This window comes from Parvibaculum sp. (assembly GCF_019635935.1).
Taxonomy (GTDB): domain Bacteria; phylum Pseudomonadota; class Alphaproteobacteria; order Parvibaculales; family Parvibaculaceae; genus Parvibaculum.
In genome coordinates this window covers 948,562-973,668 of record NZ_JAHBYN010000001.1, presented here as the reverse complement: position 1 = coordinate 973,668, position 25,107 = coordinate 948,562, and the positions used below count along the sequence as shown (strand labels likewise).

The 25,107-nt window shown below is 60.8% G+C and carries 14 protein-coding genes and 1 tRNA gene; 9 read left to right on the top strand and 6 right to left on the bottom strand.

All coding sequences use genetic code 11. From position 1 onward, the window contains the following. Positions 1–37 precede the first annotated feature (37 nt). From KF719_RS04895 to KF719_RS04885, 3 genes are all read right to left on the bottom strand, one after another. Positions 38–1,099 carry a methyltransferase domain-containing protein gene (locus tag KF719_RS04895; protein ID WP_293507541.1) on the bottom strand — a complete coding sequence of 354 codons (1,062 nt, stop codon included), beginning with the start codon at positions 1,097–1,099 and terminating at the stop codon, positions 38–40. Between the two features lie 89 nt (positions 1,100–1,188). Then, a complete protein-coding gene (locus KF719_RS04890; protein WP_293507539.1) occupies positions 1,189–2,292 on the bottom strand; it encodes a DJ-1/PfpI family protein in 1,104 nt (367 codons plus the stop codon). Between the two features lie 162 nt (positions 2,293–2,454). After that, positions 2,455–3,180: an SIMPL domain-containing protein gene (locus tag KF719_RS04885; protein ID WP_293507538.1), complete on the bottom strand. Its 726-nt coding sequence runs from the start codon at positions 3,178–3,180 to the stop codon at positions 2,455–2,457. 194 nt (positions 3,181–3,374) lie between these two features. On the opposite strand from KF719_RS04885, the gene KF719_RS04880 reads away from it, so the two are divergent. The 9 genes from KF719_RS04880 (at position 3,375) to KF719_RS04840 (ending at position 20,764) form a co-directional block, all read left to right on the top strand. After that, positions 3,375–5,882: an FAD-binding oxidoreductase gene (locus tag KF719_RS04880; RefSeq protein ID WP_293507537.1), complete on the top strand. Its 2,508-nt coding sequence runs from the start codon at positions 3,375–3,377 to the stop codon at positions 5,880–5,882. After that, positions 5,875–6,912: an alpha/beta hydrolase gene (locus tag KF719_RS04875; RefSeq protein WP_293507536.1), complete on the top strand. Its 1,038-nt coding sequence runs from the start codon at positions 5,875–5,877 to the stop codon at positions 6,910–6,912. Before KF719_RS04880 ends, KF719_RS04875 begins: the two co-directional genes overlap by 8 nt. Positions 6,913–6,970: 58 nt before the next feature. Further along, positions 6,971–7,047, top strand: a tRNA-Ile gene (locus KF719_RS04870). A gap of 527 nt (positions 7,048–7,574) precedes the next feature. Continuing rightward, complete coding sequence (locus tag KF719_RS04865; RefSeq protein WP_293507535.1) at positions 7,575–8,024, top strand: TetR/AcrR family transcriptional regulator; 450 nt, start codon at positions 7,575–7,577, stop codon at positions 8,022–8,024. A 178-nt stretch (positions 8,025–8,202) separates the two neighbouring features. Then, positions 8,203–12,240: an ABC transporter ATP-binding protein gene (locus KF719_RS04860; protein WP_293507533.1), complete on the top strand. Its 4,038-nt coding sequence runs from the start codon at positions 8,203–8,205 to the stop codon at positions 12,238–12,240. Between the two features lie 161 nt (positions 12,241–12,401). After that, a complete protein-coding gene (locus tag KF719_RS04855; protein ID WP_293507531.1) occupies positions 12,402–16,331 on the top strand; it encodes a hypothetical protein in 3,930 nt (1,309 codons plus the stop codon). Between the two features lie 336 nt (positions 16,332–16,667). Further along, the gene (locus KF719_RS04850) at positions 16,668–18,254 is read left to right on the top strand and encodes a VPA1262 family N-terminal domain-containing protein (RefSeq protein ID WP_293507530.1); all 1,587 of its coding nucleotides are present in this window, start codon (positions 16,668–16,670) and stop codon (positions 18,252–18,254) included. After that, on the top strand, positions 18,251–19,732 hold the full coding sequence (locus KF719_RS04845; RefSeq protein ID WP_293507528.1) for a hypothetical protein: 1,482 nt from the start codon (positions 18,251–18,253) through the stop codon (positions 19,730–19,732). Before KF719_RS04850 ends, KF719_RS04845 begins: the two co-directional genes overlap by 4 nt. Before the next feature lie 30 nt (positions 19,733–19,762). Then, positions 19,763–20,764, top strand: a complete 1,002-nt coding sequence (locus KF719_RS04840) for a hypothetical protein (RefSeq protein WP_293507526.1) — start codon at positions 19,763–19,765, stop codon at positions 20,762–20,764. Positions 20,765–21,041: 277 nt separating this feature from the next. Here KF719_RS04840 and KF719_RS04835 read toward each other — a convergent pair whose 3' ends face one another. From KF719_RS04835 to KF719_RS04825, 3 genes are all read right to left on the bottom strand, one after another. Then, positions 21,042–22,859, bottom strand: a complete 1,818-nt coding sequence (locus KF719_RS04835) for a hypothetical protein (RefSeq protein ID WP_293507524.1) — start codon at positions 22,857–22,859, stop codon at positions 21,042–21,044. A 257-nt stretch (positions 22,860–23,116) separates the two neighbouring features. After that, positions 23,117–24,013: a nucleotidyltransferase gene (locus KF719_RS04830; protein WP_293507523.1), complete on the bottom strand. Its 897-nt coding sequence runs from the start codon at positions 24,011–24,013 to the stop codon at positions 23,117–23,119. A gap of 3 nt (positions 24,014–24,016) precedes the next feature. Continuing rightward, positions 24,017–24,949 (bottom strand): patatin-like phospholipase family protein, encoded by a 933-nt coding sequence (locus tag KF719_RS04825; RefSeq protein WP_293507521.1) that lies wholly within the window; start codon positions 24,947–24,949, stop codon positions 24,017–24,019. Positions 24,950–25,107 lie beyond the last annotated feature (158 nt).

The following is a 25,107-nucleotide window of genomic DNA, read 5'->3' as shown; positions in this document are numbered from 1 at the left end:
ATATGGGGCGCCCGCGCGGGATTGCAAGGGGCTCATTTCAGCAGCAGGCGCCGCCTTCCGCCGGGCTTTCGTTGGCGCCGAACGGCATCTGGGTGCCGCAGCCCTCGAAAATGCCGTAATGCCGCGCGAAATCGCCGATGAAGTCGAAATGCGGGGCGAAACGGCTTTCCTTCAGCATGTTCCAGGTGTTGCCGCAGACCGGGAAGACGCGGCCTTTCTCGATCCGGTGATGGGCGTCGAGGGTGAACGCATCTTCCGCATGCGGAATGCCGCCCTTGTAGATCACGGCCTGTCCGTAATCCTCGCAGGCCGGTTCCAGCCCCTCGATGTTGAACAGCCGGTAGGTTGCCGAGAAGAAGCGGGCGTTGCCCAGCGCGCGGCGGATCGACGGTTCCAGCACTTCAAGCGGGCGGTCGGCGACGAGGCGCGGGTCGGCAAAGCCCGCCTGCTTTGCAAGGTTCAGGAAATCGTTCCAGTAGAGCGCGCCGCCCAGGCATTCGCCGAGCAGCACCGGGTCGTCGCGCAGGCCCGGATCGAGGCGGCGATCGGCATAGACATCGGCGAAATAGATCTCGCCGCCCGGTTTCAGCAGCGCCCGCGCGCCGTCCAGCACCGCCTTCTTGTCGGGCGAGAGGTTGATGACGCAGTTCGAGACCACGATGTCGAAGCTCTGGGGCTCAAGGCCAAGCTCGCCGAGCCGTTCGATATAGCCTTCGCGGAATTCGACATTCGAACGCGCATAGCCGAAGCGCGCGCGGTGCCAGTCCTCATGCGCGCGCGCGACCGCCAGTTGTTCGGCTGTCATGTCGACGCCGACCACCGCGCCTTCGGGGCCCACAAGCTGCGCCAGCGCATAGACGTCGCGCCCCGCGCCCGAGCCGAGATCGAGCACGCGCATGCCGTCGAGTTTTTCGGGGATCACAAGGCCGCAGCCGTAATAGCGCGTCAGCACCTCGTCATGGACATTGGCGAGCGCCGCCTTCACATGGGCCGGCACGGCGCCGGGGTCGCAGCAGGCATCGGTCTTGAGGTCGGCCGTGTCTTTCAGCGTGTGGCCGTAATAATCCTTCACCGTCTCCAGCGACATCTCGACCGACATTCCGCGCCTTCCTCATCCATTGTGACTTGTGGCGCGAGCCTGCCCGGCGGCGGGGCTCACCGTCCAGTCACAATCGGGAGAGGCGCCGGTCAGGGGCGCGGATATTCAAGCTGCACGGCAACGAAATGCGCCGTGCCCGCTCCAAGGGCGTCGCCGATAAAGGCGAGGAAGTCCTCGCGCAGCGTCGCGGGGTTTGCCAGCGTCACGGTGGCATCCGGGCCGCCTTCGGGCGCGCCCGGCAGCCGCACGAGGCGCGCGGATCGCGGTGCTTCGCCGGTCACATCGGCGATCACCACAAGGCCGTGGCGGGTGCGGATTTCCGGCGTGGCGGCAAGTGTCGCCGACGAACCGCGATAAGTGCGCGCCGCGAAGTCGAGCGGGAAGGCCATGTCGACCTCGTCGGCGCCGTCCCGCACCTCGATCAGGTAGCGGGCGCGCGGCCAGCCGAACAGGATGTTCTTCGCCGCCGTCGCCATTTCGCGCCCGCCGATGCCGAAGGCGTCGCTGTCATGCGCCGGGCCATATTCGGCAACGCCGTAAGCCGCCGCGATTTCGCGCGCGCGTTCGGCGCCCGCCAGCCGTTCGGCCAGCAGCAGCGAAACGGGAAGCGAGGCGCTGACGCCGGACGAAGAGATCACGCCTTCGTCCTCGACATAGCGAATGTTGCGCTGCCATTCGACATTGGGATAGCGCTTCACGCGGGAATCGTGTTCGTAGAAATGTCCGGTGGCGCGCTTGCCGTCGAGCAGGCCGGTTTCGGCAAGCGTGCTCGCGCCTTCGCAGATCGACACCATCAGCGCGCCGGTCGCGGCCTGCGCGCGCAGCCATTCGACCACCGCCGCGTCGCCCGGCTCGATCATCGCCGGCACGATCACGATGTCGGCGCCTTCAGGGTACGCCGCATCGAAGGCGGCAAAGTCCGCGTCGGGCCGCACCGCGCTTGCGGGCCACAGCGCGACCGGCGCCGTGGTCGGCGCCACCGCCGCCACCTCGGCGCCTGCCTGATTCAAAATGCCGTAGGGCACCAGAAAATCGGTCACTTCGGTGCCGGCATTGAGCGCCACCACGGCGACGACAGCGCGCTCGCGGCCGGACTTGAGGTCAAACGTCCCGGCGCCCGCCGCCGTCGCGGCCACGAGGCCCGCCAGCAGCAGGAAGAAAGCGAAAGGTATGGCAATGCTCGGCGCGCGCATGGGGATCTCCGGGGTCCGGCTGAAACTCGGCCGACCCTCGCCGATTGCCCGCGCGGCGGAAAGGACAAGGAACCCGCAAATCCCGCCAAAAGAAAAAGGCGGAACCATGTTTCAGGTTCCGCCCTTGCCGAAAATGGGGGGCAGTTTCGGCTGAAGTCCCCTTCAGTCGATTTTGATGACCAGCGTCACATTGGCCGAAACCGTCTGTTCGCCGGCGGCGACCGGCGCGCCTGCGTCGCGTTCCATCGCCATGGCGGCCTTCATGTACATCGGTTGCGGATAGCTGCCGCCGCTCTCGGAAATCGACATGATCTGGCCGAGCGCGACGCCGGCGGCGCCCGCATAGAGCTTGGCCTTGCGCAGCGCGTCCTCGACGGCCTTCTTGCGCGCCTCGTCGAGCAGCGGCTCAGGCTTGTCGATCGAGAAGCGGATGCCCGAAAGCTGGTTCGAGCCCTGCGACACCACCTTGTCGAGAATGCCGCCCAGCGCATCGATGTCGCGCACCCGCACGGCAAGCTGGTTCTGCACGCGGTAGCCGCCGATCTTCGGCGTCTGCGGGCGGTCTTCCGGCCGCATCTGTTCATATACGGGGTAGACGGAGAATTGCGAGGTCTGCATGTCGCGCTTCTCGATGCCGGCCTCCTCCAGCGCCTTGAACACGGCCTGCATGGCCTTGGTATTGGCGGCCATGGCCTCGGCGGCGGTCTTGGCCTCGGTCACGACGCCGGTGTCGATCCAGGCGATGTCGGGTGTGCCATAGGCTTCACCTTCGCCCGAAATGGTGATGGTGCGCGGCGCGGGCTCGGTGGCTCCGGCCGGGGCGGCGAGGGCGAGGCCCACAAAAAGCGCCGCCAGAAGCGGGGCGGCGGAAAAGAGACGGCGCGGCATATTCAATGCCTCCTGTTTGAAGCGTATCCCGGCCCGAGCTTCGGCGCGGATCGGGGCAAAATTGCGGCGCTTTCGGCGCCCTTTCGGACCCCCCTCGAATGAGGGCGGTCAATCACCGTATCGCGCGATGGCGCGGGCGCGGCGGCCAGCCGAAATTGGCATGAAACCCTCCGGAACAAAAAAGAGATTTGCGAGTGACGTTTCAAGTAACCGTGCGCTATTCCGACGGGACCGTGCGGGTGATGCCGGCCACTCCCGACCAGACCGTTTTGCAGGCGGCCGAGGAATACGGCATCCCGGTCGTCAGCGCTTGCCAGAGCGGCGTCTGCGGCACCTGTGTCGGGCGCTGCACCGAGGGCGATTACGAGCCCGGCAATGTCGTCGCGCTCAATCGTTCGGAATGCGACGAAGGCCGCATCCTTGCCTGTCAGGCGCGCGTCCGTTCGGATTGCACCGTCGAATTCGAATATCCCTTCGACGGCAATGCGGCGCGCATCGTCGTCGGCGAGGCCGTGGTGACGCGCATCGAGCGTCTCGCGCCCGAAACCGCGCTGCTGGCGCTCGATATTTCCGGTCTGCCTTCGGCGCTCGGCTTTCGTCCCGGCCAGTTCGCGCAGCTTCGCGTGCCCGGCGCCGAAAGCTGGCGCAGCTATTCCTTCACCCATGCCGACGGCAATGCGTCGGAGGTCGAATTCCTGATCCGCCTGCTGCCGCAAGGCGCGATGTCGGATTATCTGCGCGACCGCGCGCGGCCCGGCGACCGCGTCAAGCTTCGCGCGCCGAAGGGCGATTTCTACCTGCGCAGCGCCGCGCGGCCCGTCGTTCTCGTCGCCGGCGGCACGGGGCTTTCGGCGATCCTCGCCATTGCCGAGGAGCTTGTGGCGCGCGGCTGTCCGCAGCCGGTGCGTCTCAACTACGGCGTCACGCGGGCCGCCGATCTCGTGCTGCTCGACCGTCTCGCGCGGCTCGCCGCTGCGTATCCGAATTTCACCTTCGAGACGATCGTTGCCGAACCGTCGGCGGATTGGGGCGGCCGGACCGGGCTCGTGACCGATCTCCTCGACGGCACCGATCTCCGGGGCGGCGATGTCGACATCTATCTCTGCGGTCCGTCGGCGATGATCGACGCGACGCGGGCCTGGCTCGATGCGCGGCGTCTCAACAATGCCAATCTCTATTACGAGAAGTTCCTGCCGAGCGGCGCATCCTCCGCCCGGACCGCCGCGCCGGTTCCCGAATTCGATCCGGCCGATATTCGCCGGCGCGGCCGCGGCAGGGCGGTTGTCATCGGCGGTTCGATCGCCGGCATGTCGGCGGCCAAGGTTCTCACCGAGACTTTCGACAAGGTGATCGTCGTCGAGAAGGATCAGGACCATCGCCGCGCCGAAGGTCGTCCCGGCGCCGCGCAGGGCTGGCACATCCATCATCTGCTGGTCGCCGGCCAGCGGCAGATCGAGACGATCTTTCCCGGCGTCGTCGACGACATGGTCAGGGCCGGCGCCTTCCGCGTCGACATGGGCGAGCAATACCGGCTGATGCTGGCCGGATCGTGGAAAAAGCAGGTCGCAAGCGGCGTCGAGATCATCTGCGCCGGGCGGCCGCTGCTCGAATGGTGCGTCCGCCGCCGTCTCGACGGCGAGCCGGACATCGACTACCGCTACGAAAGCGAAGTCGCCGACCTCATCCTCGACCGCGACAATCACGCGGTCATCGGCGTCGTCGTGACGCGCAACGGCGAGACGGAAATCCTGCCCGCCGAATTCGTCGTCGATGCAGCCGGCAAGAACACGCCGGTTCCCGCCGCGCTCGGCCGGCTCGGCCTCGACACGCCCGAGACCGAGGAAGATCACATCAACTGCTTCTATTCGACGATGCAGCACAATGTTCCGCCGGAGCGCGCCTGGCGCGACCGCGTCATGACCATCTGCTATGCGCATCGTCCCTATCAGCGCTACTACGCGGCGCAGTTTTTCACCGACAGCAGCCGTTCGGTGCTTGCGACCAGTCTCGTCGGCTACAATTTCTACAGCCCGCCGCGCAACCCGGACGAGTTCCGCGCCTTCGCGAGGCAGATGCCGACGCCGGAAATCGGCAGCGAGATCGACGGTCTCGAACCCCGCTCGCAGGTCTTCAATTTCCGTTACCCGACGATGCAACGCTGGCACTACGAAGACATGAAGACGCTGCCCTCCGGCCTCGTTTCGATCGGCGATGCCTATTGCAGCGCCGATCCCGTGTCGGGCGCCGGCATGACCAAGGCGCTGCTCGAACTCGACGAATTGCGCAAGCTCCTGCGCAAGGGCCATATCCACGACAAGCGTTTCGTGCGCCGCTACTACCGCCGCATCAGCTGCATCGCTGATCTCGTCTGGTCGGTCATCCGCGAGCAGAATTTGCGCTATCCGTGGATACCCGATGTCGAGAAGAAGCGGCCGTTCTATTTCCGCGCCCAGAACTGGTACATCGACCGCGTGCTCGAGGCGATGCACGAAGACCCGGCGATCTATCGCAGATATCTGATGGTGACGCATTTTGTCGCGAAGCCGTCGGTGCTGATGCGGCCGGACGTGACGGCGCGCGTCTTGTGGAAGTGGTTAGCGAGCCGGCTGTGCGGGCAGCCGACGCTGGTCGAGCGCAATTTCGGACAACAGAAAATCGAGTTGCGGCAGGGCGCGCGGCAAACGGGGGGAATTCATGGGTGAGCGGCAACACCGGCTGGTCGATGTCAACGGCGTGCGCCTGCATGTCGTCGAGGAAGGCGAGGGGCCGCTCGTCATCCTCGTTCACGGCTTTCCCGAGCTCTGGTATTCGTGGCGCTTCCAGATGCCGGTCATCGCCGGGGCCGGCTACCGCGTCGTCGCCATCGACCAGCGCGGCTATGGGCGCTCGTCGAAATTCTGGGATCCCGACGCCTACCGCATTCATCCGCTGGTTGCCGATCTCGTCGGCCTCGTTGCGGCGCTCGGCGAAAAACAGGCCATCCTGATCGGGCATGACTGGGGCGCGCCGGTCGTCTGGACGGCGGCCTGGCTTCACCCGGAGGTTTTCACCGGCGTCATGGGCATGAGCGTGCCCTTCGCGGGCCGCGGGCTGATCGGCCTGCCGGGCAATCCCTTCGGCGAGCGTTCGCCGCATGAGGTGCATCTGGCGCTGTCGGGGCCGGATCAGGATTTCTACCAAGTCTATTTCAGCACGCTGGGGCCGATCATTACCGAAATCGAGCGCGATCTGCGCGGCTGGGTGCGCGACCTCACATGGACGGCGTCGGGTGCGGCGCTTTCGGGCGCCGGCATCGATTTCGACGCCGGCGATCCGATCGAACTCATACGCGGCAGCGCCTTCTGCATTCCGCCCGGCGCGCGCATGTGCGAGCGTTTCATGTCGCCCGACAAGATGCCCGCCTGGTTCACCGAAGAAGACCTCGACGTCTATGCCGATGCGCTGGAATGCGGCGGTCTATCAGGTCCACTCAGCTTCTACCGCAATCTCGAAAACGGCTGGAACGATCTCGCGCCCATGCAGGGCAAGCCGATGACGGTCCCGGCGATGTTTCTCGGCGGCGAATACGATGTCGGCACCTGGTGGGGCCGCGAGGCGCTTGCCCGCGTTTCCGAGGTCATCCCCAACTGGCTCGGCGCCCGCATCGTCAAGGGCTCCGGCCACTGGGTCCAGCAGGAATACCCGGAAGAAACCAACGCCGCCGTCCTCGAATTCCTCCGCGCGCTGCGCTGAAAACCCGGCTTCCCGGTTGGCGGCCCGGCCCCCTTGCTGCTATATGGCGGGGCGCTGGGGGCCTGTAGCTCAGTTGGTTAGAGCGGACCGCTCATAACGGTTTGGTCGCAGGTTCGAGTCCTGCCGGGCCCACCAGCCTTTGTATCTGTCGCCGCAACTTCAAAGTGACTCAAATCCAAGCTGAAATGACTCAATTTTAGAGCGAGTCAAATCTTCCGCTCACGTTGGAGACGCTTGCGGTTCGTTAAGCGCTTGAAAGATAAAGGAAAAATTTTCAGTCTTTTGCGGGGGACAAATCTGCCGCTTGGCGCAGAGCATCAGGGCGTTCCTAGGCAGCTGCGCCGTCGGGCGCTTCTGCGTCCATGAAACCATGAAAATTGGCGCCGAAAAATGGCGTCTAGCGAATTGTTTCACCGGTTCAACCTGATTCATTTGCCAAGCGATCCGACTGGCATCAGCGCAGAAACGAAAGTGATCTCTCGATTTATTGAGACCGCGCTTTCGAAAATTGCCGACATCTCTCAGAATGCATTTTTCTATTTTCGGATTGGGAAGGTATGCCCCGGCGGAGCGCGATCCATGCACCAGAACCGCGTTCTCGCGTTCGCAAATGGAATCGCGAGGCAAGGGAAGAACGTCTGAGGAGCGCGGTCTTTGCCGCCATGACGGAGAGCCGCGCCAATCCTCTCAGCCCTTCCGACATAGCAAGACATGCGCAGGTATCGAAAGCTCTCATCTACAAGCACTTCGGCTCCTTGGATGCGCTGGTCGACGATGCGATCCGTTCCCGCCTTCAACTTCTGGAGCTCGGCCCTCAGGCGGACCACGAAGCCGAAGTCGAGGTTTTGGGGCACATATTGAGGGTTGCGTCGAAACTGCGAGAGGATGCTCAAAATCAGCCTGAGCTGATCGACCTCATCGGCTGGAGCTTCGGAAATCCCGATCCACGGGCAGTGAATGTAACCGAGGCGGTTCGAGGGTTCTGTGAAGAGTTGGCCGCAAGAGCTGGTGCCGGCGCTGAAGCCGCAACTTTCTTTCTGGGGGTGATCACGAGTGCCATATGCGACCGGCGACAAGGTACTTTGGAGGAAGCTCAAAAAGACGGATCGTGAAGCCGTCTTAGAAGCGACATCCAACTTAGCAACACGATCAACAGAATGGTGCCCAACTCAGCGCACAGGAGTGTGCGGGACAATCATGTCTGCTTCGCGCCAAGAGCGGACATCGTCACTTGCGTGATGACTCGACCCGGCTGGCGACATTCTGGATAAAGACCTAGAATGCCTCATTATGAACGAAGGATCGACTGCCCCGTCCGAGCCGGCCAGCGCTGCTCACATCCTCGCAGGTTTCCGCTACCAGCTTCTGCAAAGCATCGCGGCTTTGATCGCGCTCGAGGAAAACGAAACCCTCCACCTCGAAGTCTCGGAGGATTTCTCGGTTACGGCTCCGGGCCGCGCGACCGACCATCAAGTGAAGAACTCTCAGGCGGTGGCGGGGCCCCCTTCCTATAGTTTGCAATCCAGCTTGGTCCGAAATTGCCTCGCGCGATTTTGGGAGACGAGCAGCGTCGGTTCGGTGGAACGCCGTCTTGTATTCATGGCGCGGGGGGGTGCTGCGGTTGAACGGGGCTTCACTTTTCCCGGAGGACAAGCGGGATTGCTCTATTGGCAAGCCGCGGCCGTCGATGCCGACACCGCACCTATCCGTGAAGCACTCTCAAGTCTCTTTGCCGAGCACCCGCTCGGTACTTGGCTCGCCTCCGGTCCGAGCGACGCAGAACTGCGTGAAAAACTCCTGCGTCGCGTGAATTGGCAACTGGAACTTGTCTCGTCAGCCGAGCTGGCTGCACAGATCAAGGACCAGTTGCGACCGCTGTTCCGCGAGCACGGTTGGCCGGTCAGTTTGGCCGACCAGGCGATGCGACTTCTGCTGGATCGTGCCTTCGAGGTCGCTTCCAGGCCCAAAACCGAAGACCGGCAACTTAACCGGCTCGTCTTGCATGAGGTGCTCGAAACCACCGTATCGGGCGCCTGGCTCGCCGGCCAGTTTGCCCAGCCCGTGACCGATGCTTCCTCCGCACAAGACATTCTCGTCTCGCAGCTCGAGAACGTCACTCCCGGTACGCTACGCTCGGCGACGATCGACCAGTTGCTGACAGAGGTGCGGGGTCAGCCCCTCGTGTGGCTCCATGGTGCACACGGTGTCGGTAAGTCTATACTCGCGAAGCTCATGGCACAGCGGACCGGCGGTCGTTGGCTGATCGTCGATCTGTGGCCTGTGCGCCGAGACGAAACTTCCGCAATGGCGGCATGGCGCGAACTTCTGCGCCTAATTGCAGGACCACCGCTCGACGGCATAATTATCGATGACTTCGTCGGCGAAGCCGCTCGCGCTCTCACCTCGCGCTTGGCCGCGCTCGCTCGAACGCTCGCACCACGCGGCATCCGAGTTATCGTCACATCTCATCAGCCCCCATCACCGGCCCACCTCGCCGATGCGGGTTCAACCGCGAATGCGAGCTTGCAGGCTCCCTACTTTAGCGAAAGCGACATCGCCGAACTCATCGCGCTTGCTCCGGCACCGCCGGTCGAAATGATCAGGGGATGGTCGGCCATGCTGTACGTCACTACAGGCGGCGGGCATCCAGTCTTGGTCACGGCCAAGCTTGCGAGTCTGCGGGCGCGCAACTGGCCGAACACCGCATTGATCGAGGATTTTGGGACAGCCCCCAGTGCGGCCGTCAAACTTACTCGCGAGGAGGCATGCCGTGATCTCCTTGCGAGTCTGCGCGATCTAGATGAGACGCGCTCGCTGGAAGCTGGTCAGTTGTTGCGCCGCGCCAGTGCGGTGTTCGACCGTTCGGACGATGCCCTGCTCCTTAAGCTGGCCGCTGCCGAACCACCGTTGCGCAACGCGGGCGATGCCATTGCCGCACTGAAAGGCGCATGGTTGGAAATCCTTCCCCAAAACGATGTGCGGGTCTCGCCTCTGATCGCCGACATCGCCAATGATGTGCCCGCCGCTGACCGCAAAGCCTGGCGAAAACTTGCAGCCTTGCACTGGCTCGAAAACCGCACTCTCAACGAGCGCACGCTGCCTTTGTGTTTCTGGAATGCCTTTTGGGGCGAGCACGATGGCGTTCTCATGAAGCTCTGTGAAGTGATGCAGACCATAAATCCCGACAAGCTTCGTGCCGTAGCGCCTATTCTAGCACCCTTATCGTATTTCACCACGGATGGTCCCATCTACCAGAGCCATCCCTTGGTGGGCTTATATCTGCGCTACCTACAGTTCCAAATCGCTGATGCGGTCGACAAGCCTGATATCGCGGGCAAGGTGGCGAAGCGCTTTCTCATCGAAGTCGATGAAATGGGGGATCGCGGTGCGATATTCCTTACGTCGGAAGGGCCCCGCATCCTTATGTCGGATTCGGCGGATATTGGTCCCGAGCTTCGCATGGACTACGCGCTGCGGATCAGGCGCGCATTTCCATTCGCCGAGAAAATCTCGAAGGGCCTCATCAAGGAACCGTTGGCGCTGCTGCCGCCCCAGTTCGGTCTATACATGGACTTTGCCGATTTCCTGTTTACGACCGTGGTGCGGCACATCAAGGGGTCAGACGATCAACTCGCCGCCATCGAGACCCTTGACCGGCTTGAGCCTGCCGTCCGAAACCGCTTCATCGACGCTATAGGTGTCATCTACGACGGTCCGTCTGTCTTCGTGAACTCCGGTTGGTCACAGGACCAGATCGAGAACCGGGATCTGCGACCCGCGCTTGGCATCTACGACAAAATCCGCGAGATTGCGGCGTCCTGGAATCGACCTGACGTTATGGCCGAAATCTGCTGCGCCCGCTCGGCGATCCTCGGTGAGGGACTGAATGAAAAGGACGCAGCTTTGGCTGCCATCGATACCACGATCAAAGAGCTCGGTACTCTTCCGACCCTCATTCGCCAAAAGGCCAAGGTGCTCGCGCACCTCGATCGACACTCCGAGGCAACCGATCTGCTGCTGGCTATCGAAGATACTATCGGCGCGGGCACTTCGCTAGAGCGGGGCTTAGCTTTGCGCGATGGCGGAATTTCGGCCGCGAAGTCAGGACGCTTCCCCGATGCAGTCCGCTTGCTCGATAAAGCGCACGAAGCTTTCGTGATGAACCCTGACAATGCACCCTTGGCCGCTGGCATCCTCGTCGAAAAATCGCTGGCACAATGGCGCGGCGGCCAAAAGTTGGCAGCGGTTCTTACCGCCGCTGATGCCCTAGACGCCGTAGAACTATTGGAGCCCGCGTTTTCGCGCCAAGCTGAACGGTCACATCAATTCGCGCGCGCGATTGTTGGCTTGATGTATGCGGAGCCGGAATCTGCTGCGGAGCCGTATACCGTGCCCTTCACCTTCGGGCAAGCATCACAACTTGAACTAAGCTCCGCCAAGCTGACGGGTGTAGCTCTCAAATCACTCGCCAACAATTGGCGCATCCTCGCCGCTGTCGAAGCAAAGATCGACGCGAAACTCGGCATCGATGCGCGCTCTATGGCAAAGCAAGCAGGGCTACTGCGCTTGGATATCGAAAGGTTGATCCTAGCCCACCGGTATGCCGCCACGGTCAAGGCAGGCGCGGTAGGCGAGATGTTGCGAGCGGGAGTCAAGTTAGTGGCGACCACAAAGCTCTTGGTGGGCGTAACGCTTGATGCGGAAGGTAATCAGTATATCACCCCCGAGGCTTTGGAAGTCATCGACCCCTCTCAGTTACTTACGGATACGAGCCTCGTTGATGCCACCCAGTCGTTGATCCTTGATGTGCTTACCGCTCGGTTGCTGACAGCACCTCTTGATGCTCACACACTAGAGGTGATGCGTGCCGAGACCCGCGCTGTGTTTGGAACACTACCGCAACTGGAGGAGATATTCGACGCCGCCTCGCACCTCTACGCCGTCGGCCCGGACGCCGCGCGTGCGGTCATACTCTCAAACGGAATTTCTATTGCTTCCGATACTGTTGAAGAGGAGCCATCCCGGCGATTTCATCGCGATATGATGCTGATCATGCACGTGATTTACTCCATCGCCCGTACTGAGCTTGAGCCCGGCGCGGCCAAGATGATCGTAACCGGTTGGGAATCTGTCTTTAGAGAACAGAACTTTCTACTGAAGAATCCCGGAAGAGTCGTTCCTGCGATCATGGATGCAATTAACGGCATTGAGCTCCCCAAACTCGCGACCGCCGCCGAAGTGCTCCTTGTCGCCAGGGACTCCGTTGCCCATCGTTTTGGGGAAGAATGGTTCGATACGCTGAAAGGCGTGATTGAAAAATCTCGATGAACGTCACTTGAGTCAGTGAACCGAAACGGAGAGCTTCTTCCTGCTGCGGCTGGTGGTCAACCGGACGAATTCGCGGCTATACTTAGTCTTGCAACTGGAGCGGCTTCCAGCCAACGCCGTGTCTAGGAGAAGAGCTGCGAGGTTCGAAGGGCCGGCGAATTTTGACCAATTTCATCCTGATTGATCCTGATCTTTGGGCCAGAACGCGCGCGGGCGCCCGCGCAGGCCGTGGCTTCCGCTATCAGGATGCGGTTTGCGCAGCCTTGGCCGTCGACTCTTGGGCTGGAACTTCGGTCTGGACGGCGGTAGTGCCTGAAGGCCTCGACGATGTAACCTTGCATGGCAGCGGACTTGAAATCCGAGCCCAGATTAAATCGCGGCATGATCCTCGCGGGGAGTTCACCCTCAAGGAGGTGGCCGAGTATCTGGCCAAAATGAACCTTCCCTTGCAGGGCGATCATCCCAACGAGCTGAAATTCTCCCTCGTGCTGGAACGCCCGGTCAGGGAACTTGAGCCGAGCGGATGGGATGCTACCCTTGCCCAGACAGGGCAGGCGTTGTCGGCGCTCGAGAACACCCTTTCGATGGCGTGTGCGCCTCGTCCGGTGGACGTGCCAGCGGTCTTTGAGCGGCTGCACATCGTCGTGGCGCCCGATCCGTTGGGCGCGGTCCCGGCGATTCTGGCGCATATGAGCGGCCTCGAACCGGCGGCGGGCCGGTTGGTCGGCCAGATGCTGCGTGAAGCGGCCGGTCGGGCCGCGGACGACAACTATGCGCAGCGCCCGGGGGATCCTGCGTCCCTCGGCGCGACTGCGGTCCAGGCATTGATTGATGATGTGCACCGCATCGTCGACCCTCTGGGGAGATTGGACCTCGCCGACGAGCTTTGCGACGCGGCCAACTTTCACGAGCCTTTGACGTCCGCGGACTTCTACAGCGGCGTCAATGTCATGCCGGGCCATGTCGGCGCCGGTCTTGTGTTTGAGCGCCCAACCGAAACCACCGACGTTCTACAGGCGTTGGAAACCTCGCGAACGGCGCTGGTCGCCGGCCCTTCCGGCGCAGGAAAATCGGCGCTGACATGGCTTGCCGCCTACCACAGCCGCCATGCTGTCCGCTGGTATCGGGTTCGACAACTGGCCGATCCAGACGTACCGCGGCTGATTCAGTTCGCGCGGTTACTCGACGCCGGGCCCACCCGACCGGTCGGCTTCGTTGTCGACGATGTCGGGAGGGCGGGAGCGGCGGGCTGGGACAGGCTGATGACGGAGGTCCACGCCATCGCAGGCCTGCTGATCCTGGGCTCGGTCCGAGAGGAGGACGTTTTCCTGCTCGACAGCGCGAAAAAGACGCCAGTCATCCGACCGATCTTGGACGAGTCCCTGGCCGAGCGGCTGTGGTCTGCGCTGTCGTCAGAGGGGCAGGTCGTCTTCTCTCACTGGGTCGAACCGTTCGAGCAAAGCCGGGGCCTTCTGCTCGAGTACACACATCTGCTGACCGAGGGACGAAGGCTCGAGCAGACCCTCGCCGAGCAGGTGCGCCGACGGTTGGCGGAAGATCGATTCGACGAGCTTCAATTGCTCGGCCGCATCGTGTTTCCCGGGCGCTATGGAGCGACAATCGAAGGCCGGGTTCTGCGGGATCGCCTTGGTTGGAACGGCCCCCGAATGGCGAAGGCGCTCGCCCGACTGGTCGAAGAACACGCGGTTCGAGAGGGCGTCGACGGCGTGCTTGGAGGATTACACGAGATTCGGTCCGCCTACCTCGATGACGCCACGCGCGCCTGTCTCGACGAACCGGCCTCCGAGTCGGTCACGGAGTCGGCCTGGGTCGTCAGCGCGCCGTCGCTTCCGACTTTCATTGCGCGGGTCTTGCGCGCCCATCCGGGTCAACAGTCCGCCCTGATCGGCGCCTTGGCGGCGCGTGTCATGAGCGGAGAGGTGCTTGCTCTTGGGCCGATTCTTCACGGCCTAGGCTTGGCCACCGCAGACATCGTAGCGGCGCGCTGGCTGGAAATTTGTCGCCGGCTTGAGGTCGAAGACCGTTTCTCCAGCCTCCTCTTCATGCTCTCGGCGACCGGAGCCATAGATGGTGACCTCCCGCTGTTCGTGAAACTCCGCGCGGCTGTGTCCACCTTCGCGGAAACCAAAGTCCTGGACCTCAGGGTAGCTTTCCTCGACCGGCTCTACGACGTCTCAAAGCTGAACTTCCAGGCGATTGATCTGGAGTCCTATCACCGCCTTCAGGCCGCGCTGATGCCCCTGCGGGGATGTGAGGCAGCGCCGCGACTGGATATGTCGCTCGACCGGGATCTGTCGAGCGCGCCGTTGATTCCCTTGCTCGAACTCATTCGCACGACGACTGAGATCAAGCCCGACGAAGCGGCGCGCCTGGTTGATCTCGCCGGCGGGTCCCAATCGCTCTTGGCGCGGCTGCCCGATGAGCTGGCCTGGATCACGCTACCTCACCTGATTGAGGCCGAGGGTGACGACACCGAGCGCGAACTTACCGTGGAAGCCTATGTCAGAGTGATCTCTGAAACGGTGCAGACCGATTTGCACGGCGATGTCGTGCGGCTCTGCGAGCTGATGTTGGCGGCGGCACCTCAGGCGAGGCGCGCGGTATCCGATTCCCTGCTGCCGGACGGCACGCCCCTGATGGTTGGCGGCTCCAGCGTCAACAGCAAACGCATCCCACGCGGAAACCTGCCAGGACCTGCTCAGATCGCATGGAACCGCGCGCAGGCCCGTGCGATCGACCGTCTCGTCGGTGCGCCGCAGGAGACCGGTCGAACGGCGTCTCTGGCCAGCCTGATCGGGGAATTGAACCAGCGGCTCGACGAAGCAGCCAACATTTATCTCAGGATGGAGCTGCCGAAGGAGCGCTGGCGTCTGCTCGTCAACATCGGCGCGATGTTGCGCGACTTTGTGCCGCCGCCACGTGTCGACGAAGCCATGTCGGATCCCCTAGATCCTGGCAGCTACGACTCATCCGATCGCATGCACGCCTTCGCCGCCGACCTGCAAAGGTTAGTCACCGAGCTCGCTGATGACGAGGGTGACAATATGAATGCCCGGGCCATGCGGGTCGCCGATCTCGCCGCCACAGCGCGTAAACTGGCAGATCCCGAAATTTGGCGAATGATCTCGGCGCCTCCGACCCAGGCGATGTCCGACCTTGCCGAGCGTCTTGAGGACGTTCGCGCCATCTACGGGCACATCGCCAACGACCCTGCTCAACGGCAGCGGTGGGCGACTCACTTCAGCACCACCAGCCGCCGTCACTCAGCCTTGCCCAAGGCGGCGACTCAAGCGCGAACTCACGCTGAACAGGCGCTCGCCGCGCGCAAGACGGCCTACGAGGCTGCGTTCGCCGAGGCGGGATTGGTCGTTCATGTTTGTGCGCGAGCGCCCGCCAAGGACGAAGGCTACGCTTGGCCCTATGCGTACTTCGCCTGCTTGCTGGAGGCCTCGTCCATCCAAGAGTGGCTGTCGGTGGTGGAACGGTTCTTCGAGGTCTGCCAAAAGCTTGAAGACACGCAGCGCATGAGCTGTGCACCCCTGATCCGGAGTCAAGTTCCTCCCATCGCCTTGGTCAGGATCGGTGGGGTCTTGTTGCCCGACACCGATTTTACCAAGGACTGGCGCGCGCAGCTCCCATGGCCGATTGTCGAGTCGCCACTTCTTGTGCGCGTCACGGAAGCCTTGAACGACATAACGGCCGTGTCTGCGATGCTCCAAGATAAAGGAGCCGATCTTAATCCTCTGGAGACCATCCAAGTCGAAAGCCATCTGCGCCGCATCAACGACGCGATGGTGTGGTTTGGTGAAGCGTTCGCAGTCGATCCCTCAGTCGCGAATGCCACGGCAGGTCAAATGTTGCTGTCATGTTTTCAGAGGCTGGAGCGCGAATTCGATAGGCCTCCACCTGAAGAGTCGTTGGCCGTCGAGTTCGGTCGCACGCTGAACAACGACCTCACCGAACTGACGGCGCAGCTCACTGGCTTGAGGATCGCCCTCATGGAGCACGCGCTTGGGCTAGAGGCGTGGAGCGACCTTGCCGATGCCGTGGAAGAGGCACCGGCTGGATGAAAGCCCGGGGGTCACGTCAGGCCAATCATTCCATACGCGATCTGGTACTCTTCACCATCGCAGCCTCACCTGAGACAGATGCGTTGTGCAAGCGCGCATTCGAGGAGGCCAGAGCACATTGCCGTCGGCTTTCAGAACATGGCGTGTATCACGCATCAAATCTTCTTTGAGAAGAAGGTGAACCAGTCTGTCGCTGTCACCGCCGAATTTACGTAAGAGCTTGGACATATACAAACCGAGTAGGCCCGACAAGCGCACTTTTGGCCAATGCCCGTCTAGCGAAGTCTCGAAAAACAACTCATAATTTCCACATTCTCTCTTTCCGATCGGATATTCATGGCAAATCTCGATCGACTTCGGGTGCTCATCGAACCTGACATTGTTGGCATCTTCACACACTGCGAGATCACCGAGATATTCGCGACAATCGATGGCCTGAGCGGGCCGCAGAACGTTCTTATTCTGGCGGTTCTTGAACAGCGGGACGCAATCGCGAAACCTGCTTACTTGAATCCGAAGCGATTGAACCTAGAAAATCTTGCCGGATGGAATTTCGGAATCCGGCGGTCCGTAGTGGCACTTGCCGACTTCTTGCGGATGGTGGAGACGCTGGAGGCGGCCGGAACCTGGGTTTCATCCGGAGATCGTCTCTCGACGGCCACGTTGCAGCCCGCCGCCCCGCAATTCGTGCCGCCCGATCAGGCCCGACCAATCCCGCTCAACCACATTCTCAAAAACAACTTCTGGGCCGGGTCGCACATTGTCGAGTGGGCCGACAGCGAGAAATCTCTCTTCACGCCTTTTTTTGAAAAACCAGAACGCCTGAAGGCGTTGGCAGCGGCGATAATCCCATATGTCCCGATCGACTTGGCCGTGGTATCGGACCGCCTCGGCAATATTCTTGTGCAGGTTCCCGTCACGGTTCTGACGGTGCAATGCGGGGAAACCCGAGATGACCAAGGGTATTATGTCCGGGTGGCATGGCGGCCAGGGGTGGCGCCGCGACCGCTTCGGGTCACAGTTACAGCCGATTTCGATGACACAGTCACCGGCCTAGCGACAGCCGTCATCGAAAACGAGCCAATCACCTTGCCGTTTCCGGCAAGCCCGGCTCAGCCGCATGCTTACCTGCTCGATGAGACACGCGATATCGTTCTGGCGGCGACCGGAGCGCTGTCCAGCATTTCCCAGATCAACATGCAAGTGCACGTGATGGGCAGTGCTGAGCCACGGACGTTTGAATATATGGATCGAGTAGGAGCGCCGCGTCGTGAACGCGTGGCGTTGAGACCACCTCGTCACGACATTTTAGTCGGGGAGCCGCGACGCGATCCCAACGGGGATTTTACAGGAAAACGTCTTTATCGATACGAAACAGAGCGCGTTGCCCGTGAGCGGCTGTTCGAACAGTATGGCAGAGCCGGGTCAGTCCCGGCGTTGGAGCGGGCCCGCGCTTTGAAGGACCTCGCGTATCTCATAAATGCGCACGGGGAAGAGGGCGCGTGGCTCTGGGATCCCTATCTGGACTGCTTTGACGTCTTGGACACCTTGTTCGCATCGCCGCACGGCGGGTCTGATCTGCGAGGGCTTGGCCGTGGAAAAAACGTTCGGGACAAGAATTTGTCAACCTTTGTGGCGGAACAGAAAGCGCTATTCGCTGGAGTAACGGGCAATCTCCTTGCGTTACGATTCGAGTTCCGCGTTGCCCACAATATGCCCAATATCGATTTCCATGACCGTTTTCTAATTTTTCCTAAGAAAGATGCGGGAGACCTAGCCTGGTCCTTGGGAATATCGCTCAACCAGATTGGCGAGGCCCATCACATCTTGCAACGAGTGGAGGACGGGCAACGGGTGAGTGACGCCTTTCAGGAGCTATGGGATCGTATGGGGCCAGACCAAATGATCTGGAAACATACATGAGCTGGTGGTCCGAACAGTTGAAATCCTTGATCGCCGCAACCGATGGACCGGGCGAAGAACTGGCGCCAGCACAGCTCCTCGCTACCTCACTGAGCCTCGGAACCCCGTTGGCGGCGTTGGTCAGCCGGGAAGGTTCAGATTCTCTTTTTCATGCACTTAATGACGATCTAGGCTTCGTCTTTCCCATCCGTCATTCCGGGCAGGCGTTGAGCGACGAACATACCCGAAAGCTGGCCGGCTCTTTGCGATGGTTGATCGACGGCCTCTGCAGTTGGCGGGTGACCGATGACCAGAAGGGCGTGAAGCTGGCCGCTCTAATGGTTGTCGCGGCCAGGCTTGATGAAGAAGGTGCTCTGTGGGAGGCGTTGCCGAGCAAGATTTCCGGTAACCCAGATCTCGCTAAGGGTTTGGTTCACGTCCTTTCCAATCTCAATATCAACTTTGAGATGGGATTCACGCGGTCACCAATCAGTGACGGGGAGACCTTGGACGAAATCCAGATCGCGGAGGCTGAGAAGGACTGGGCGCGCCTGCGTCAAGTCGCCGAAGATTTGTGCTACTCGCAAATGATTCCGGTGTTCGTCAGTCAATCGGTAAGGCTGCTGCAGCGCTTTTTCCCCAATGATCTGGTCGCCTATGCCGGTACGGTATCGCAGGTGGCGATGGCTATGGAGATTGTCACCGTTCTCCCCATCGAAGCAGCATTGGACATCGCCACTCGTAGCAAATCTGACGTTTTGGAATTTGCGTCCGTGTGTCGGCTTTTCAATCAGTATACCCGCGTCACCGTACTCACATCCGCGGAGGAGGACGCACTAGTCACCCTTCTGATCCAGGCTGCGGCGGATGCGCCGCGCTGGACTCGGTGGATGAAGGCTTTCGTGGCGCACCCTTACCGCGCCAGTCAGATGCAAGCAGCATTGGGCCGCTGCTTAGCGTCAGGCGATCCGACCGCGATGACCGACTATTTGGACGCCTTGGTGCTGCAAGCCAACTTTCTCGGCCGAGAAGAGGTGGGAGCATGCCTCCTAGCATTTGCCCAAAACACCCCTCTCGCGAGACGGCAGGAGGTTTGGAGGCAAGCTTTCGAACGCTGGTCGAACTGGAATTACGGGGAGGGTCAGAAAAATACGATCCACAACGAAATCTCGCTCTCAAATTTGGATTTCGCCATCGTTGCCTACTCCATGGAATGCCAGACGGAGGAAGAGCGCAACGCTTTTATCGCCGATTGCTTGGACAAGGTGGGTCGCGCTGAACACACTTGGTATTCATCACAGGGGGTATTTCAGGAATACCTCTATCGGACTTTGTCGAGAATTCAGCCCTTCGCGCACGCCCAGAGTTCAACGTCTGATCCCAACACATGGCTTTGGAACAAGAATGGCGGGTGCTTCTGCCACCTTCTGAACGAGCCATTTTGGCGGCTTCGATTTCATCTCCGAAAGTACGATGACTATGCCGCACGCAATTCTTGACGATAAAATTATCGGCGGCATATTTAGGAAATGACAGACACTTCCGCCGCTCCCGATCTCAAATCCTCAATCGACCACTGGCTCGTGCTCTTCGACGATACGTTTGCCGAAATCGAACTGCCTTTGCCGAAGCGTCCTTTCGAGACGGTGATGCTGCTGATTGAAAGTGGTGCATTCGAGTTACGGGTAAGCAACGCGACCGTCGATCTGTCGAATCCGTGGGACCATGTGGCGGCGCCCTGGTTTCGCATTCTCTATGCGGCTGCAAAGGAATGGTATGTCGACCGCTACGGCGCGAAGGCGATGGAATCTGGCGGAAATCCACCCATCTGCGGCGTGACCTTGATCCGAGGGGCACCATTCGTGCTGCAAGTCCCTATGCACAGGACTCAAATCGTGGAGGAAGGTCGTCTGGCTTGGATGTATTTCGAAGCGGGTATCGGAGAGGGAGAGAATCCGGTTCTCTGGGTTGTGGCACCGCCCAACTTCGAGCTCATGGAGGCGGCACAGCGACATACGGATATCGCCAACCTTACACTGGTGAGCGAGCGCTTGCGGAAGATCAACTTTCAGCTTCTCGGGGCGGGACAGGATGACGTCTCCGCCGGCTTCCGCTTCGCCATCCGCAATTATCTCGAAACAGCGGCGCAGCGTATGGCTTGTGGAACAGCGAATCTGGGGCCGGCTTGGTTCGATCTTCAGATGGCGATCGAAACGGCGCTTAAGCTGGCGCTTCATACCGTGCGCAACGACTATCCTCGCATCCACAACATCGTTGACCTCTTCACGAGACTGTCTGGAGACGGGGTGAGTTTTGACCTTAGCAAGTTCGACACATGGCCGGAGTTTTCCGAGATGAGCGGCCTGCGCTATGCGCAAGGTTATTCTGGTAGTTTGGCCGACGTCTTTAAGGCCTATCTTCTCGCCCTGGACGCCGTGATTGCGGCGTTGTCGGTTCTGCTTCCCGTGCTCGGTTCAGGGGCGGGTTTTCTGTTAAAGCCGGCGCCTTGGTTAGTCGAAAAGGATGCTTAAGCGGCGCACTTATCACCATTTCTCACAATGCAACTTAGCGAGGCAACGTATGTCCGCTGCTGGCGCATAAGCGCCAGAAGCCGCCACGCGTCGTTAGATTCTGTGGGCGCTTACGGTTTTACAAAATCAACATAGAAGTTCGAATCTCACATGCCGCGCATTCCGTAATGTCCCAAAGCCGCTGCCGCCGACACCAGGCAGGCGATTAGCTATCGAACGCACTTCTATAGCTTATAGCTCCCCGAGCTGACGGCATCCCGCGCCAGCCGGGGCGGCCTCATGGCTGGCAGACGACAGCGCCGCTCGCACCGACTTCCGCGCAGGCCGAGAAGAAGGATTGCAGCAGCCAGTAGAGTTGGACGAAGGACGGCGCTGGCCTTTGGCCGCATTGAATCGCGGCAAATGCGTCCGCGACCGCCTGCCGACTGAGCGACGAGGTAACAATGACAGCGCGCCGGCGCGCATCGGGCGCCATTCTTGCGCGACGCAGCGCGACCGCGAGATCAGCAGCGTCCGAGCGTATCGTCCGTTGAATCTGGGTTTCCTGATCGGGCGCGTTGTAGGTCGAGCCCCACAATCCTAGCTTCGCTGCGAGCCGTTCTTCAGGAAACATCATGTTGCCGAGGTTCTTGATCGCCTGGCTGACCGAAACATGGAAGGGGCTGGCACCAAGAGACGGCGCGCCGTGCTTTGCATGGTAGAACGAGATTTGCGTGAGCCCTGCTTCGTCGGAGACGCCGATGAAATCAGCCCATTCGTTGCCGAGATCGTCGCACAGCAGAATCGGATCGGCAGCGGCAATGTGATCAACAATCGCCCCGAAACTCGAAGTGCCATCGAACGCGGTCTGTGCTGCGGTGAATGCCCCTTTCTCGCTTGTGACGGCCGCCAGTGGAGCGCTGGCGGTGAAGTAGCGCAGAAATGACTCACCCCCATCCAGAAGGGTCTCGTCCCGGAATACCTGGCCATCGATGTAAGCCAATCGCACATCGTCGAACAGAACGATGAGCGCATTAATATCGTCGAGATACGCGCGCAGCGTCTGGCGGTCGCCGTCTTCACCAAGCGCCTCGCTGGCTCTTTCCACGTAGACATCAGATACCGGAGGTAAGGACAGGGACCGGAGAGCGATGCGGTTCTTGTTCAGACTGATTGATGCCACCTGATCGCCGGTTGCGGGGTCGCGTGCCATTCTGATGCGATCATCCCCTTCGATGTTCAGAGGGCGATCAAGGTTTTCCATCACGATCGTCAGTTCGCCCGCAGAGAGTTCGACCGGAGCATCGCCGTCCAGGCGGATGAGCCTGATGCCGGCCTCATCACTGCCCACGGCGTCGGACAGCTTGTTCGTATCAATCGCCATGGCCATGGGCGCTGACGCTGCCAGGGCTTCGGTTAATGACACCGGTCGGGCAAAGGACCTGATGAACGGCGAGACGTCCGCATTATCCACACGGAGCGCATCGATAGCACTCTTGGCAAAGGTCACGACGCCAGGAAGATCGGCGCGGGCCGAGCGAATGCCAATGCGTCCGGTGCTCGGCGTTGCGGTGCTCTGCGTGCCGTTCGCAACGACGCTGTAGGTGCGGGGCGCATATCGCCTGCTTCCTGCCGGTCCAACGACATTGGCAAGATCAGGCGCTTCGATGGTCTTGGCGCGCATTGCGTAAGGCGAGATGGACATGTTGCGCATCGTCATGCGCTGGAAGATCGCATCCGCTTTGGCGATCGCGCCTTCGACACGCGTCGTCGCAACCGTCGAGAGATGCGCCGTCTTGAAGGAGGATGGAAGGCTCAATCGGGACGAGAGGACCGCTGCATATCCCTGATACTCGATCAGCAGCAGAAATCCGCAAAGGCTCTCACGGATCGCAGTCGTGTCCTCAAGAAACGAGGGCGGGCTCTCATATCTGAAGCACACCGCAGACCAGCGAACGCCGTCGAGCTGCTCGCGCGTGTGTTTGAACTCGTTATGCGCTGCCACGCCGTGACTGGCGCGCAGTGTTACAAACAAATCATCGATGGCCTTGTCTGACAGTTTCTTTCGTATTGAATAGAAATTGGCAGAGGTTGCGACGGAAAGGTCATCTATCATTTCAAATCCCCACCCACAGCATGCATAGTGTGCAGCCGTCCCCGTAGAGTCGAGTCCTTAAAGGGGTCGTAAACCGTCGTCGAATTCCACCTGCGCTCCAAGACGGCTTACCGCCTAGCCCTTCTTCAAAGCGGACCGTCTGGAGACGGCCCCTAAGCGGACGTTCATCGCCATCTGCATCCCTTGGGACAACGGACGCCTGACGGTGCGCAGGCCGTAGCAAAAACCTAGCTGTAGCGAACTGTGCGGCCTGACCCTTAAGCGAAGCTGTCCCAGTAGCCGCCGAGCGCATTGAAGAACGTGCTGAAGTATTTTGGGTCCCAGCTGGTCGCCTCATCCTTGCGGATCAGCCAAGCATTTTGATTGGCGCACACGAGCTGTGTTTTGTCAGCGTAGTGCAGGTAGGAGTAGCACTGCAGGAAAGTGCGCTCGTAGGAGTGCCCAAACAAATGGCTCGGCACGTTCCAGAGTAGCCCCTCGATGTAGTACGACGGAGCGATCCCGCTCTGGATGATATCCTGCTCCCGCATACGGTTGCGTATGTTCTTCCAGATACGAACCATTGCCTTGAAGTACCTGTCCGTCTCCTGGTGCTTCATCACGCAGTTGTCGTGGTGCTGCTTCGGGAAATTAGCGATCAGCCTGCCGTTCGGCAGCTTGAAGCAGACGCCCTCGATCCAGCTACTATCTTCGTATCCATTGAACCGAAGGTAGCGGCGGTATTGACAGCAGGCCAGCACGTCAACCGGTCGACGGTTGCCGTTTCCTTTGATCTTCAGCGCTTTCGTGCCGGGATCGAAGTCCTTCCCGTAGTTGTCCCGGAGCCAGCTACCGACGTCAGTACGAAACTGCTCGACCGAGTATGACGCGCCGGTCCGGACACGATCGTAGTGGGCCTTCTGATCAGGTGGCAGCTTGTGCAGGTCGGGGTAGTACACACCCTTGCTGCGCAGCACGATGTCGACATCGCCTTCGACACCGATGATGTTAGTGTCGTTGCCGTACGAGCCTTGCAGGTACGATGTGATGTCCCGGTTCGCGTAGGGCGATTCGCGGCTTTCAATGACCGCTTTGACGGTCTGATAGGTGCTTGCCGACTGGACCAACGACCCAATATGCGACCATGTTTCGAGCTGGCTTTCGGGGACGCTCACAGATCATTCCTCCACGAGGTAGGCTTTGAGTTGCGCCTCACGCGTGGAGAAAGACTCCCGCCCGCGCTGAAACAGAATGTCGAGCTTCCGCATGTCGTGTTCGAACAGGTCGGTAGCCATCTCGGGGGTCGTGAAGCCGTCGTTGATCCGGACCGTCTCGATGTTCTTGAAGAGGATGGCGCGTAGTTGATCCATCGACTGCGTGTTGATCTCCATCGTCTTCTGAAGGAGTTGCACGCTAAGCAGTTTCTTATGCCACCACGCCTTCTGCAGCATGTTCTTCTGCGGCTCCGGATAGTTGCCCACGCCCACACTCACAACGCGCATCTTCTCGTGGGGAATGCCCATCGGCCCGGCGGCGTCAGCAATCGCATAGAGTGTGGGGTTGTTGGCGCAGTACCCGCCATCAATCAGCTCGATGTCCTCCCCCGCTGCGGTCTTGACGACTTTCCGCTCGAAGAACGGGAAGGCCGAGCATGACGCCTGGACCGCATCGCCGATCGGCACACCGAAGCCAGGCACCCACGTTCCCTGTCGGCCATGCGCCTGCGCGATGTTGCCCTTAAAGATCATAGGCTTCTCGATGACCCACTTCGTGGTGACGATGCCGATGTTTGTCTTCACCTGGTCGAACTTGGAATCACCGAACACCTCTTTGGCCAGCTTCGCAAGCGCCCTGGACTTATCCGGCGCCTCTCTCTGCGCGACGACGGACACCAGGTGCTTTTTGTAGAGCTCGTGGATATCGGAGACGCTGTAGCCCAAGGCCAGCAGCGCAGCGATGATTGACCCGGTGCTTGTGCCGAAGATCAAGTCAAACCGCTCGTGCAGTCGGCACCCAATCATGCCCTCGATCTCATGGAGCACCCCGAGCGAGTAGAAGCCTTTGGCTCCCCCGCCATCGAGACTCAAGACGCGAAAATGGTCGGCCGGCACGGTGACGCCCTCCTGCCTCGTTCTAGATCGACCTGTCTGATTCAGAGCCCTCAGAGTCGAGAAGACCTCGACTTGTCCCCACCCAGCACAGTTACTGGAGTGTAAATATTGCGTGCGTGAAAGTATCTTTAAAAGGGGAGCCGAATAGCCAGCAACCA